15 protein-coding genes are annotated in these 13,860 nt (G+C 43.2%); 12 read left to right on the plus strand and 3 right to left on the minus strand.

All coding sequences use genetic code 11. From position 1 onward, the window contains the following. Nucleotides 1–137: 137 nt before the first annotated feature. Nucleotides 138–1,682, plus strand: coding sequence for a BCCT family transporter (locus ACH0BF_RS20710; protein ID WP_340852608.1), 1,545 nt, complete (start codon nt 138–140; stop codon nt 1,680–1,682). 82 nt (nt 1,683–1,764) lie between these two features. On the opposite strand, the gene ACH0BF_RS20715 is transcribed toward ACH0BF_RS20710, so the two are convergent. Then, nucleotides 1,765–2,106: a DMT family transporter gene (locus ACH0BF_RS20715; protein WP_340852609.1), complete on the minus strand. Its 342-nt coding sequence runs from the start codon at nt 2,104–2,106 to the stop codon at nt 1,765–1,767. Between the two features lie 12 nt (nt 2,107–2,118). Further along, the gene (locus ACH0BF_RS20720; RefSeq protein ID WP_120034333.1) at nt 2,119–2,436 is read right to left on the minus strand and encodes a DMT family transporter; all 318 of its coding nucleotides are present in this window, start codon (nt 2,434–2,436) and stop codon (nt 2,119–2,121) included. Nucleotides 2,437–2,609: 173 nt separating this feature from the next. Here ACH0BF_RS20720 and ACH0BF_RS20725 point away from each other — a divergent pair, with 173 nt between their 5' ends. Further along, the gene (locus tag ACH0BF_RS20725) at nt 2,610–3,674 is read left to right on the plus strand and encodes a hypothetical protein (RefSeq protein ID WP_406910220.1); all 1,065 of its coding nucleotides are present in this window, start codon (nt 2,610–2,612) and stop codon (nt 3,672–3,674) included. A gap of 57 nt (nt 3,675–3,731) precedes the next feature. On the opposite strand, the gene ACH0BF_RS20730 is transcribed toward ACH0BF_RS20725, so the two are convergent. Continuing rightward, nucleotides 3,732–4,619 (minus strand): LysR family transcriptional regulator, encoded by an 888-nt coding sequence (locus tag ACH0BF_RS20730; protein ID WP_120034329.1) that lies wholly within the window; start codon nt 4,617–4,619, stop codon nt 3,732–3,734. 230 nt (nt 4,620–4,849) lie between these two features. Here ACH0BF_RS20730 and hpaI point away from each other — a divergent pair, with 230 nt between their 5' ends. The 10 genes from hpaI (at nt 4,850) to ACH0BF_RS20780 (ending at nt 13,860) form a co-directional block, all read left to right on the plus strand. Further along, nucleotides 4,850–5,776 carry a 2,4-dihydroxyhept-2-ene-1,7-dioic acid aldolase gene (hpaI, locus tag ACH0BF_RS20735; RefSeq protein ID WP_406910221.1) on the plus strand — a complete coding sequence of 309 codons (927 nt, stop codon included), beginning with the start codon at nt 4,850–4,852 and terminating at the stop codon, nt 5,774–5,776. A 68-nt stretch (nt 5,777–5,844) separates the two neighbouring features. Beyond that, nucleotides 5,845–7,359 carry a 5-carboxymethyl-2-hydroxymuconate semialdehyde dehydrogenase gene (gene hpaE / locus ACH0BF_RS20740; protein WP_406910222.1) on the plus strand — a complete coding sequence of 505 codons (1,515 nt, stop codon included), beginning with the start codon at nt 5,845–5,847 and terminating at the stop codon, nt 7,357–7,359. 192 nt (nt 7,360–7,551) lie between these two features. Further along, the gene (hpaB, locus tag ACH0BF_RS20745; protein ID WP_340852617.1) at nt 7,552–9,021 is read left to right on the plus strand and encodes a 4-hydroxyphenylacetate 3-monooxygenase, oxygenase component; all 1,470 of its coding nucleotides are present in this window, start codon (nt 7,552–7,554) and stop codon (nt 9,019–9,021) included. A gap of 45 nt (nt 9,022–9,066) precedes the next feature. Next, nucleotides 9,067–10,050 carry a 3,4-dihydroxyphenylacetate 2,3-dioxygenase gene (gene hpaD / locus ACH0BF_RS20750; RefSeq protein WP_340852620.1) on the plus strand — a complete coding sequence of 328 codons (984 nt, stop codon included), beginning with the start codon at nt 9,067–9,069 and terminating at the stop codon, nt 10,048–10,050. Nucleotides 10,051–10,074: 24 nt separating this feature from the next. Then, nucleotides 10,075–10,548, plus strand: a complete 474-nt coding sequence (locus ACH0BF_RS20755; RefSeq protein WP_340852623.1) for a flavin reductase family protein — start codon at nt 10,075–10,077, stop codon at nt 10,546–10,548. A gap of 26 nt (nt 10,549–10,574) precedes the next feature. Continuing rightward, complete coding sequence (gene ribF, locus ACH0BF_RS20760) at nt 10,575–11,471, plus strand: riboflavin biosynthesis protein RibF (RefSeq protein ID WP_406910223.1); 897 nt, start codon at nt 10,575–10,577, stop codon at nt 11,469–11,471. Between the two features lie 132 nt (nt 11,472–11,603). Further along, nucleotides 11,604–12,395 (plus strand): fumarylacetoacetate hydrolase family protein, encoded by a 792-nt coding sequence (locus ACH0BF_RS20765; RefSeq protein ID WP_340852627.1) that lies wholly within the window; start codon nt 11,604–11,606, stop codon nt 12,393–12,395. Next, nucleotides 12,392–13,189: a fumarylacetoacetate hydrolase family protein gene (locus ACH0BF_RS20770; RefSeq protein ID WP_340852628.1), complete on the plus strand. Its 798-nt coding sequence runs from the start codon at nt 12,392–12,394 to the stop codon at nt 13,187–13,189. The genes ACH0BF_RS20765 and ACH0BF_RS20770 overlap by 4 nt, the downstream gene beginning before the upstream one ends. A gap of 17 nt (nt 13,190–13,206) precedes the next feature. After that, nucleotides 13,207–13,608, plus strand: coding sequence for a 5-carboxymethyl-2-hydroxymuconate Delta-isomerase (locus ACH0BF_RS20775; RefSeq protein WP_340852631.1), 402 nt, complete (start codon nt 13,207–13,209; stop codon nt 13,606–13,608). A gap of 138 nt (nt 13,609–13,746) precedes the next feature. Next, a complete protein-coding gene (locus ACH0BF_RS20780; RefSeq protein ID WP_340852634.1) occupies nt 13,747–13,860 on the plus strand; it encodes a symporter small accessory protein in 114 nt (37 codons plus the stop codon).

Here is a 13,860-nt window from a genome sequence, read left to right on the forward strand (position 1 = left end):
GGTGCTCAGCGGTTTGCTCAAGGGGATCATGGATAGTGTGTTAAATTTAGAAACCGTTTGCATGTTAGGAGAGTTTTTAAGGGAGTGGGAGGATGCAGTAGCATCTTTTGATTGGCAAACTTTAAAGGAGTGGTTAGGTGAATAGCAAGAAAGCTGTATTTTATTCCTCTTTGGCAATCAGCTTATTATTAATTAGTGTAGGTGTATTCGCACCAAAGCAACTGGAGAAGTTTTCGAATTCGTCACTTAATTTTATTTACAATAACTTGGGATGGTTTATTCTTGCCAGTGTTTTTATTTTCTTTGCTTTTTGTATGTATATCGGACTGTCAAAATTCGGGCATATTCGTTTAGGGGATGATGACGATCGGCCTGAATATAAAACGGCCACCTGGATTGGCATGCTTTTCAGTGCTTCTATCGGTATCAGCCTCGTGTTTTGGGGCGTGGCAGAGCCTGTCTCCTATTATATTGACCCTCCATTCGGCAAAGGATCTTCTGAGGAATCAGGCAAGCTTGCTATGCAGTTTGTTTATTTGCATTGGGGCGTTTCGGCCTGGGCTTGTTATGCACTCGTAGGAGTTTCTTTAGCTTTCTTTCAGTTTAGAAAAAAACTTCCGTCTTCATTGAGCTCTGTCTTTTATCCTTTGATTGGAGATAAAATCAGAGGCCCTTTTGGCAAAGCGATTGATGTCATGGTTATCCTTTCGATTGTTATTGGAATTGCTACATCGCTCGGTTTTGGTACGCTGCAAGTAAACAGCGGCATGAATTTCCTTTGGGGAATACCGGTGGATATCTTTACACAGGCACTCATCATCATTGTAGTTACCTTTATTTATGTAGGTTCTACTGTTTCTGGCCTGCAAGGAGCAATGAAGCATTTATCCAATCTGAATATGTTCCTCGCCTTTGCTTTATTAGGCTTCGTTCTTTTCCTGGGGCCAACCCAGTCTATCTTTAAAATTTTCTTCCAGGGTGTTGGCGATTATGCTCAAAACTTCATCGGCATGTCGTTCCGAACAGAGCCATATAACGATGGTTCCTGGATCGCTAGCTGGACACTATTTTATTTTGGCTGGTGGATTGCTTGGGCGCCGCTTGTTGGTAGTTTTGTCGCCAGAATTTCCAAGGGCAGAACGATTAAAGAGTTCATGATGGGCGCCGTCTTTATTCCTGTACTCGGTTCATTCTTCTGGTTTGCAGTAATGGGAGGATCAGCAATTCACCTTATTCAAAATATGGGAGAAAAGGCGCTCGCGACTGCCGTATCAACCGATGTTACTTCTGCGTTATTCCAGTTCTTTGAGTACTTCCCAATGAGTGCGTTTTTAAGTGTACTGGCAATGGTGCTTGTCCTTGTGTTTTTTATTACATCAGCCAATTCAGCTGTATTCGTATTAGGAATGATCAGTGAAAATGGCAATCCAGATCCTGCACACCGGACAAAGATTATATGGGGAGTTGTTATTGCAGCAGTTTCGGTCGTGCTTATTATGACCGGCGGTTTGCAAGGTTTGCAATCAGCGCTTGTGGCAACAGCTGTACCTCTTGCTGTTTTAATGCTCGTGATGTGTTATTCAACGTATAAAGGTCTGAACGATGAATATATCCAGTCATCTGTAAAAAAAAATAAAGAGTTGAAAGAACAAAAGGATATTTCTGAACAAAAGGCTCTTTAGAATAAATGTTAAAAAGCGGACTTTTCAAAGTCCGCTTTTTATTATGTAGAAATTGACTTTAGACATACAAAATCATTATAGGCTAGCTCTCACTTTGTACGGATTTTTCTGAAGAAGTATTAAGAAGGGCAATGCCAAAGATGATAAGAAATAGTCCACCGATTTTCAAGGCGCTAAAGCTTTCTCCGAACAACCATGCACCAATAATAGCTGTTAGTGCTGTTCCAGCACCAGACCAGACAGCGTAAGCGAAGGAGAGGGGGAGACTTTTCAATGCAAAGCTGAATAAAGTGAATGCCGATAGAAAACCGATGGCCACTCCTATGGAAGGTCCTATATTGGTAAACCCGTCGGATAATTTCAGCATGGTGGACCCGAATATTTCTAGCAGTATAGCAAGTGTTAAAAAAAGAACGCCTCTCATATTTATTTCTCCTTAACTATTTAGTAAGACAAGTCCAACGATGAGCAGTCCTATTCCTAAGATGCCTTGCTTGTTTACTTTTTCTTTGAAAAATAACACACCCGCGATAACAGTCAAAATGGTACCGCAGCCGCTCCACGTAGCATAAACCACTCCTAGAGGCAAGGTTTTCAAAGCTATAGATAAGGAATAAAAGGCCACTCCAAATCCGACAATCACTCCCGCTACCGGAAGCAAGCGGGTGAACCCATTGGAAAGTTTCAGCATAGTAGAGCCGAATACTTCCGAGACGATAGCAATTCCTAAAAGCAAATAGGGAAGAAACGTCATTTGATACCCTCCACTTAGGTAAAAACTTTACAAATATTTTAACACACGTTGCCGAACCTTCTGGTTAAAAACGAAAGCGTAGGAAAATTGTAACTTTTTTCAATGGGCGGACGTTTCTTTTTTTATAAAATAGAGGTGAAACGATTACAGTTTTTGTAAAGGAGGCTTTTCTTATGAATGCTGTTCGTGTATCACCAACAAAATGGAATTGGTTCTTAGCCTTAGCTGGAGTCATTATTCTCTCCAATTTTGCTGCGCATCATCTTCTTCCTCTTCCTCCCAATGAAATGCAGATGGTGACAATTGGTTCGCTATTAGATTTTGTTCTTGTCATCCCGCTTCTTGCGTACCTCTTTGTTTTTCGCCAAAAACGGCAAATGGCTCCCGTAATTGGCGTGGCATTACTTGGTTATTTTGTCGGGAAAGCAATTATCCCTGATGGCCGCCTGGCCGGTATGGAGTGGATCGGATGGGTATTGTTTGCAGGGGAGGCAGCCCTTTTTGCTGCTGAAATCTGGATTATTTTTCGGCTTATTAAAACAGTCCATACTATCCGTCGAAAAGTACAGGCCACTAGAGGAGCTGTTACCTCAACACTTGCTGTCTGGCAGCAGGCAGAAACTGCTTTCTCAGAAAATAGATTTGCAAAAATTATTATTTCTGAATGGATGATATGGAAATTTGCGCTTGCTAGCTGGAAGCAAAAACCACCTGAATCTGACCGTCATTTTAAGGCTCACCGCCAGACCAGTGTTCTCGCTTTCAATGTGATGCTCATCCATGCTGTTGTATTGGAAACGGTCGGCGTGCACTGGCTGATCCACTCGATGAATCCGGTTATTGCTTGGGTAATGGTTGTCTTAAATATATACACCGTGCTCTTTTTTATCGGAGAAATCCAAGCGATCCGTCTTAACCCGATAGTTGTAGAAGCGGACAAAATTACTGTCCCTATTGGCTTAGTTAAAAGAATTACTGCTACAAAAGAAAATATTTTCTCGATCCGGCGCACAGAGGAGGGAGAATACAACGAAAAGGATCAAGATGCTTTTCATGGTGTATATACCGATATGGAAAAAGGCGAGCCACAAGTAGTAATTGAATTAAGGCAGCCGGCGACGGTTCACTATATATACGGGTTTACTAAAAAAGCAAAGAGAATCTATTTGCGTCTTGACCAGCCGGAAGAATTTCTAGCAGCGGTGGAAGAAGAGGGGTTAAGCAGAATGGCTACATGAGATGAACAATATAAGTAGAATAAGAAACGAGACCGTACATAGCGGTCTCATTTTTTATTAATTGATAATCATTTTGGACGAATGAAATGTGTCAAGAAAACGCTCTGCTTTTTTAGATAAGTAGCGGTCTTTTAGCCAGATAATAGCGGATTCTGATTGGATGGTGCAATCTTCAATTTCAACTACCTTTAAACCATTCGTTGGAAAAGAGAGCAGTGTAGATTTTGGCAAAAGTGCTGTCCCTAAGCCTGTCCGAACAAGTGAGAGCAACATCGCCGCATCAGGGCATTCGCAAATGATATTTGGCTCGAAGCTATGCCTTGTACATTCATTAACGACAAGTTCATAGAGACCGACACCGCTAACCCTATGCAACAGCATGAGAGGCATGCCGCTAAGTTCCTTCATTCGGATAGTAGAAGAGGCTTCGCTTTTTTCAGGGATAACGGCAACAAATGGATCAGTTGGCAGCGGCAAGTAAGAAAATTCCTCCATTTCGAGAGGAAGCCGAACAATAGCAAGCTCTACTTCGCGCTGTTTCACATAGTTGGCTAATAGAGAGGAATCGCCTTCTTTTAATCGGAATTTAACACGGGGATATTTCTCCCTGAAATAAAGAAATCGTTCAGGTATATAAGAAAAGCATGTTTTTACAGACCCGATGGATAAAACACCTTTTAAGCCGTCTCCCACTTCCTTTACTTCAGTAACGGTTTCTTCCATTTGCTCCAGCAAGTATTTTGCTTTTTTATACAGCACTTCTCCTGCTTCTGTTAACTCAAGACTTCTGCCTTTACGTTCCAACAGCAAGACACCGAGTTCTTCCTCTAATGCTTTTAGTTGCTGGCTAAGAGGAGGTTGAGCCATATGCAGTTTTTTAGCCGCTTTTGTAATCTGTCCTTCTTCCGCAATGGTAGCAAAATAGCGAATTTGCCGAATATCCAAATTTGGAACCCCCTTACATATATGTATATTTTTTTAATATGGTTAACCAATATTTTTAATATTTTTAATATTTTAATTCCTATGATAAGTTATAAATGTAAACGATTCCACCACTTTTTCAAAATCTTTTTAAAATTTATTTGGTGAAGAATCTATTAGAACGAATGAAGGAGTAAAGCTTGTTACTTCTTTATAACATTATTTTGATGATAAAAAGGAGCGAAGGAAACATGTCAAAAGTTCAGGAAGCAAAAGAAAAGTTAAAAGGGTCGATTGCACCGGTCATTACTCCTTTTAAACAGGATGAGAGTTTAGATCTCGATACATTCAAAAGCTTAATCAACTGGCAAATTGAAAGCGGAAGCCACGGAGTTTCCGTGACGGGCACATCGGGAGAGCCAAGTTCCCTAACCGTAGAAGAAAGAGAGCTTGTGATGGAAACAGCGATCCAAACGATCAATGGACGCGTCCCATTCGCACCAGGCACAGGTTCCGTCAACTTCAACGAAGCGCTGCGCTTAACGAAAGCGGCACAGGAAATGGGCGCCGACGCCGCAATGGTCATCGTTCCTTATTACAATAAACCTTCTCAGCACGCGCTTTATACTCATTACAAAACGATCGCCGATGCGGTAGATATTCCAATCGTTGTCTATAACATTCCAGGACGCACAGGCGTGAACCTGGAAGTGAAAACACTGGCTCGTTTAGTGGAAGACTGCCCGAACATTATCGGGGCGAAAGAGTCTAATAAAGACTTTGAACATGTAAACCGCGTCCTGTTAAATTGCGGAAGAGACTTTAAGCTGTTCTCTGGCATTGAGTTGCTTTGCTATCCGATGCTGACGATCGGCGGTGCTGGTTCCATCAGTGCGACAGCGAACGTCGCGCCAGCACAAGTGGCAGAAATGCACAACGCCTGGATGGAAGGAAATACGGAAAGAGCGCTTGAGCTTCACTATGAATTGATGCCATTAAACGATGTGCTCTTTAAAGATACAAATCCAGCACCGGTCAAAGCCGCTCTCGGCATGATGGGCAAAATCGAGCCGGTTCTGCGCAAGCCAATGGCGTTGCCAACACAGGAACTGCAGGATGAAATCCGTGACGTACTGAAATCATACAATATCTTACCGGAAGGTATTTCAGCGAACTAATGAACTGAGCGAAAGAACGAATGAGTCTCTATAAAAATGGTTGAGGAAATGAAAAAGGAGTGACCATAATGCAAGTACAAGCAGCTGGACAACAAGAGTTAACCCATAAACGAGTAGAAGATGTAAAACTCTATATTGATGGTCAGTTTACCGATGCCGAAGCAGGCGCTACCTTTGAAAATGTGAACCCATTTACGAATAAGGTAAATAACGTGGTGGCCGAGGGTCGTGCAGAAGATATCAACAAAGCCGTAGCTGCGGCAAAGAAAGCGTTCGAAGAAGGGCCATGGGGCAAGATGAAAGTGGCCGAACGCATGAAGTATATTGAGCGTATCGCTGACCTGATCGAGGAAAACGCGGAAGAAATTTCTTATCTGGAATCCCTTGATACAGGTCTTCCGATCAGCCAGACGAAGAAACAGGCAGCTCGTGCCGCAGAGAACTTTCGTTTTTATTCCCGCATGGTGCAATCCGTATTGCACGGAGAATCATACCCAATGGATGATGAATTCATCAATTACACTGTCTATAAGCCGCTTGGACCCATTGGACTGATTACACCATGGAATGCGCCATTTATGCTGGAAACATGGAAAGTTGCTCCGGCTTTGGCAACGGGGAATACCGTGATCCTGAAACCGGCGGAGCTATCTCCTTTGACAGCGAACAAGTTAGCGGAAGTCATCGATCAAGCCGGCCTTCCAGAAGGGGTGTTCAACATTGTGCATGGCTTCGGGGAAACAGCAGGCGCGACGCTTGTGGCACATCCAGATGTAAAAGCCATTTCCTTTACTGGAGAAACAACGACAGGCTCAATCATTATTAAGAATTCGGCCGATACGTTAAAGAAAACCTCCATGGAACTGGGCGGTAAGTCCCCGCTAATCGTGTTTGAAGATGCGGACCTTGACCGCGCCCTGGATGCAGCGGTATGGGGCATCTTCTCCTTTAATGGTGAACGCTGCACAGCGAACTCTCGTCTGTTCCTTCATAAAAACATTAAAGAGGAGTTCGTGGAGAAATTAAAGAAACGCGTCATGAATATTAAGATCGGCGATCCAATGGATGCCAAAACACAGCTTGGACCTCTAATTGAAAAAGAGCATTTTAATAAAGTTAAAAGTTACATTGAATTAGCAAAAGAAGAAGGCTGTGAAGTGATTCAGGGAGTAGTGCCCGAAGAAGTGAAAGCCGGCAACTTTGTGCCGCCCACACTGTTATTAAATGCTAAAAACGAAATGAGAGTGTGTCAGGAAGAAATCTTCGGACCGGTGATGGCGGTCATCGAATTTGAAGATGAAGCAGAAGTGGTTAAAGCAGCGAATGATGTGCGTTATGGCCTTGCAGGATACGTGTGGACGAACGACATTAAACGCGGCCATCGTGTTGCCCAGGCAGTCGAAGCCGGCATGATCTGGATCAATGCACAAAACGTGCGTGATTTAAGAATCCCATTCGGCGGAATGAAAGACAGTGGGGTCGGTCGAGAAGGCGGTCGTTATGCACTCTTTGAATTCTATACAGAACCAAAAATCATTCACGTAGCTATTGGCGACCATCATATTCCACAGTTCGGTAAGTAAACGGAACATTTAAAAGAGAGGGCGCTAAGCCAGCGCCTTCTACTTTCAAGATTGTGTAGTTACAGGCACTAGCGGCGACTGGCATAAGCCAATCCGTCCAGAAGGTTAAAGAACAACCTTCTAGCCGGCTCGTCTTATGCCAGTTGCCGCTGATCAAGCGCCTTTCACTTTTATTAAAAAGGAGAGAGTTATATGCCAGCTAAAACAGGTAAGGAATACATCGAGAGAGTCGACCAGGCTCAAGCGAACGTCTGGATTAATGGAGAGCAGGTAAAGGGAAAAATCTCTGAGCACCCTGCATTTAAAGGAGTCATGAAAACACAGGCTGAGTTATATGATATGCAGCATGATCCAAAGAAAAAAGATTTTATGACATATGAATCGCCAACGACGGGTGATCGTGTCGGTACTTCTTTTATCCAGCCAAGAACGAAAGAAGACTTGGAAATGCGCCGTAAAATGATGCAGGAATGGGCGAGACATAACAACGGAATGATGGGACGCTCACCGGATTACATCAATGTTGGAATGATGGCTTACGGATCTGCATCGGAAATGTTCGGCAAGCAAGACCCTTTCTATGCTCAAAATATGTCGAAATATTATGAATACTGTCGAGAAAATGACTTATCTTTAACTCACACGCTGATTCAGCCGCAAGTAAACCGGGGTGTGAATGCGGCTCAGCTGCCGGATCCATATATCGCAGCCCGCATTAAAGAAAAGACATCAGAAGGCGTTGTGATTAAAGGCGCTAGATTGCTGGCTACCCAAGGCGGCATTACAGATGAAATTATGGTATTCCCTTCTACTTTATTAAAACAAGCGGAAGAAGAAAATCCTTATGCTTACGCTTTCTCTATTCCAAATAACACACCTGGATTAAAGTTTATTTGCCGTGAATCATTTGATTATGGAAAGTCCAATTTTGATCATCCGCTAGGTTCTCGTTTTGAAGAAATGGATACGATCGTTGTTTTCGACGATGTCGTTGTTCCTTGGGATCGCGTATTTGCTCTTGGTGATGTAGGAGTCTGTAACCAGGCATATAACGAAAGTAATGCAGTGGTTCATATGACGCACCAAGTCGTTTCTAAAAATGTTGCCAAAACAGAGTTTATTCTTGGCCTTGTTCAACTAATGATCGAAACAATCAATATCGGACAATATCAGCACGTTCAGGAAAAAGCATCTGAAATCATTATGGCACTAGAAACGGTGAAAGCTTATGTCGCGGCATCAGAAGCAAATGCTAAAGTTGATAAATGGGGCATCATGACACCGGACTTTACGCCATTGAATATTGCTCGTAACTACTACCCGAAAATCTATCCTCGCTTCAGTGAAATTATGCAATTGCTTGGTGCTAGCGGTTTAATGGCCATTCCAAACGAAGCAGACTTTAATTCAGAAATCCGTCCGGATCTCGACAAGTATTTGCAGTCTGCCACTGGAAGCGCTTACGACCGTGTGAAATTATATCGCTTGGCATGGGATGTATGCATGAGTGCCTTTGGAACGAGACAAACATTGTATGAGCGCTTCTTCTTTGGTGATCCAGTCAGAATGGCAAGCGCACTATACAACGGCTATGACAAACAGGAGTACGTAGACCGTGTAAAAGAATTCTTAGATCGTTCAGAGCAGCTCATTCAAAAATAATCCGCACAGTTTGATATTTTCATAAGAAAAAGGGAGGCAGGGGCAATGGATTTTAACATTATCCGTATTGCAAGAACCGTATTAAATGTAAAGGATCTTGAGCGTTCAAGAAAATTTTATGTCGATGCGCTAGGGTTTATAGAAACAGAAAGCAAGGATGATTGCATTTATTTAAGAGGATTAGAGGAGCATGTTCATCATAGCTTAGTATTGAAAAAATCCGAGAAAGTGGGTGTCCACGCACTCGGCTACAAAGTAGAAAAAGATGAAGACCTTGATAAGCTTGCAGTCTTTTTCCAATCAAAAGGCCTGAAAACAAAGTGGCTTGAGGAGGGAACACAGCATGCGCTCGGTCGTGCGCTTCATGTCCATGATGTATCGGGGATGCCGCTTGAATTCTTCTGTAAAATGGATAAAGCCGAGCGTCTGTTGCAACGTTATGACTTATATAGAGGCGCAAGAATTCAGCGCATTGACCATGTAAACTGTGCGGTGCCTGATGTTCAGAAAGCCTATGACTTTTTCATTAACGAATTAGGATTTGCTTGTTCTGAATACACGGCAACAGAAGATGACAGTATTTGGGCGGCATGGCTGCATCGCAAGCCGAGCGTTCATGATCAGGCATTCATGAATGGAGAAGGCCCGCGCCTTCACCACTTTGCTTACTGGCTGCCAGATCCATTAGCTCTTATTCATTGCTGTGATGTACTCGCTTCACTCGGCTATGCGGACAGCATTGAACGCGGACCAGGCCGTCATGGTTTATCCAACGCCTTCTTCTTATATTTAAGAGATCCGGATGGTCATCGAATTGAATTGTATAACGGTGATTACTTAACAAGTGATTCGGACTTTGAACCGATCCGCTGGGATTTAAATGATCCACGCCGCCAAACGTTCTGGGGAGCGAAAGCACCGGACAGCTGGTTCAATGAAACGTCTCCATTCCTTGATATTGAAACAGGGGAATTCGTAGAAACAGAAGCTGCCAAGCTGGAACAAAAGAAACCTGAATTTATTATCTAATGCAAAGTAATGGGGGAATCAATGATGGATGATCGGTTATTCCGCAATGCAATGGGGAAATTTGCGACAGGTGTAACAGTTATTACAACTGAGTTGGATGGGGAAGCACATGGAATGACGGCAAATGCCTTCATGTCCGTGTCACTCAATCCGAAGCTCGTCTTAATTTCGATTGGTGAAAAAGCAAAAATGCTTGAGAAAATTAATGAATCCGGCAAATTTGCTGTTAACATTTTAGCAGCAGAGCAACAAGAAGTATCGATGTTGTTTGCCGGCCAAATCAAGGAAAAACGTGAAGCGGAATTCGACCGCATTCAGGATGTGCCAGTAATTAAAGGTGCGCTTGCCAATGTTGTCTGTAAGGTGTATTCAAAGCAAGTAGCTGGAGACCATACATTATTCATCGGTGAAGTGCAGGATATTGTTTTACGTGAAGGAACACCGCTTACTTTCTTTGAAGGAAAATACGGCCAGCTTGCAGAAGGACAGCTCGCTTAAGTAAAACGAAAGGGGACGTGCAACTAATGGAAACGACTAACATTGAGCATCCAAACCAAATCCCAACAACAGCCGGATCAACTCCTTGTGTGCTGGCGCTCGGTTTTTTCGACGGAGTCCATATTGGACATCGCGGCATTCTTGAAGCGGCAAGATCGGCGGCAAGAAAAAAAGGCTATCAATTCAATGTTATGACCTTTTATCCCCATCCGAAAGATATCCTCTTTCCTGAGCGGGAGCCAATGACATACTTGACGCCACTGCCAGTAAAAGAAGAGCGTTTCCAGGAGATTGGTGTGGATCAATTATTCATTGTGAAGTTTACTCCTGAATTTGCAAAGCTGTCCCCTGAAGACTTTATTGAGCATTATATTGTGAATCTTCACTGTAAACATGTGGTCGCTGGATTCGATTACCATTATGGCCATAAAGGGAAAGGCAACATGAAGACACTCACTGAGGCAGGATACGGAAAATTCGAGGTAACAACCGTCCAAAAGATTGAGCAGCAAGCTGAAAAAATCAGCTCTACTGCCGTCCGTGAATTGTTGGCTGCTGGAAAAGTAGAGAAGGCTTCTGACTTGCTAGGTCAGTCTTATGAGGTGAGAGGAAAAGTGAAGCAAAACTCTCTATTTTACAAGAACCATCAATTTATAAAAGTGGATATTAATCAAGATTACCGCCTGCCGAAGCTCGGTGTTTATCGTGTAGAAGCAGAAATCGAGGGCCGGTCGTATGAAGGCATTTGCCACCAAATGACCGTTATAGGCCGCCAATCATTCTTGCTTATCCAGCTAAAAGAATGTTTTGCAGACACCTATGGAAAAAAAGTAAACATCAAATGGCTAAAATATATGTTTGGCAAACAAAAAGAAACAGCCGAAGTGAATGATTATATTCAAAGAGAGGACATGGTCATTTAACTGCTGATTTGTTAACAAATAAAAAGGAAAGAAGGGGAGCAGCCAAATGTCTCCCCTTTCACCCTGTCTGGATTTCTTTGAGAACAAGAGCATAAAAGTAGTTATACCTATTGTCAAAGGAGTGGAAAAGAGATGGTAACAGCAAAGGTGAAATTTCATGGCACGCTGCAATCAGATGAAATCAATGTGAAGCTGATGGAAGGTGTGGTGGAGAAGGAAGGCCAGTCTTTTAACTTTGATCAGCTTGTTGTAGATGCACCGGTTTCCGGTACTGTATATGGCACGCTCTTAAACTACAAAGGAGCCTTGGAAGCGCTGGGAGAGGCGGTCAGTGAGGCCCCTTACAAAGCGGCTCCTAAAGCCCCGATTCTTTATATTAAACCGGCAAATACGATCAATAGCCATAAACGGCCGGTTCCACTTCCAGAAGGCATCGAAGCACTTGAAATCGGAGCCTCAATGGGATTAGTCATTGGCCGTACAGCTACACGAGTGAGTGAAGAAGCAGCATTCGATTATGTAGCTGGCTATACGGTAGTCAATGATGTCAGTATTCCACACGAAAGTGTTTATCGTCCAGCTATTAGACAAAAAGCACGTGACGGGTTTTGCCCGATCGGTCCCTGGATCATCAAGCGTGAAGATGTGCCAAATCCTGATCGGATACATACCCGTGTATATATTAATGGAGAATTGCGCCAAGAAAACACAACAGCAAATTTAATTCGTCCAATAGCCAGGTTATTGGCAGACGTAACCGATTTTATGACGTTGCATGCTGGAGATATCCTGCTTGTAGGCATTCCTGAAAAGGCACCACTTGCCAAAGCTGGCGATGTTGTTCGCATTGAGGTAGAGGGAGTGGGCGCGCTCGAAAATACGATTGTGCCTGAACAAGAATTAGCAGAGGGGGGATTAAAATGAAGAGGGCAAAAGTTGCTTATGCAGGAGCGATTCACGAAGCTGTAGAGAAAGATGAGGGCCGTTTGCAGCTGAATGACGGTCGAATGGTTAAGGAGGAAGATGTCGTATGGCTGCCGCCAGTTGAACCGCGGACCGTTTTTGCTCTTGGCCTCAATTATGCTGATCATGCTGCAGAGTTGTCCTTTAAAGCACCGGAAGAACCTCTTGTTTTTTTGAAGGGTCCAAACACATTCATTGGCCACTGTGGACAGACACGACGTCCAGGAGATGTAGAGTATATGCACTATGAATGTGAGTTGGCTGTTGTGATTGGCCGTCCAGCACGCAATGTGAAACGAGAAGAGGCGTATGATTATGTATCAGGCTATACCGTTGCTAATGACTACGCCATTCGTGATTACCTGGAGAATTACTATCGTCCCAATCTGCGTGTGAAAAACAGGGATACATGCACACCAATCGGCCCCTGGTTCGTTGAAAAAGAAGCTGTTCCAGATCCGATGAACCTAACATTAAGAACATATGTCAATGGAGAGCTCACTCAAGAAGGTAACACGAAAGATATGGTCTTCGATATTCCTTATTTGATCGAATATTTAAGTAGCTTTATGACGCTCAACGAGGGAGATATCATTTTAACAGGCACACCGAAAGGATCGGTGGATACGAAAGTCGGCGACGAGGTCATTACAGAAATAGAAGGCATTGGCCGCCTTGTTAATACTATTGTAGGAGATGAGACATTTGGCATTCGCACCGCTTCTGCGAAAGTAACATCCAAACAGACGATGTAAAAAAGGGGGGAACTTCTATGCCACACTTTATTATCGAGTATACAGATAATATAAAAGCAGAGGCAGATATTCCAGCCTTGCTAAAAAAAATCAATCAATCGCTTATTTCTCATGACGATGTATTCCCAGTCGGGGGGATTCGCTCCCGGGCGATTGAATTGCATGATTATTTCATTGCCGATGGCACAGAGGACGATGCATTTGTCCATGCTGCACTGAAAATCGGCGCTGGCCGCCCAGAATCGGTGAAAAAAGCGGTTTGCGATGAATTGTTTGCTATTATGAAGGATCACTTTGCTGATCTTTTTGCTAAACGTTACTTAGCTCTCTCAATGGAGCTAGTGGAATTTAGCGAGGCTGGCACGTACAAGCAGAACAATATACACGCCCGTTATAAGAAAACAACCTCAGAAAAATAGAATACGAAAATGAAAGTTGCATTGAGAGGGTTAATAGCACGGTTATCCTTTAGCTTATAACTAAAGCTTGTCCCATAACAAACTTTAGTTATGAGTCTTTTCTTTGTTTAAACAGAAAAATAAAAGGAGGAATTCATCATGTTTGGCATGGAAGATCCAATAATTGCTTTTGCCTGGATTGGCACCATTTTATCGATGATTGGCTGTGTTGTGTTTGGAGCAGTCATGTGGAATCGCGGGGAAGGAGAATGA

Origin of the sequence: Pseudobacillus sp. 179-B 2D1 NHS (assembly GCF_045370945.1) — a bacterium.
Taxonomy (GTDB): domain Bacteria; phylum Bacillota; class Bacilli; order Bacillales; family Domibacillaceae; genus Pseudobacillus.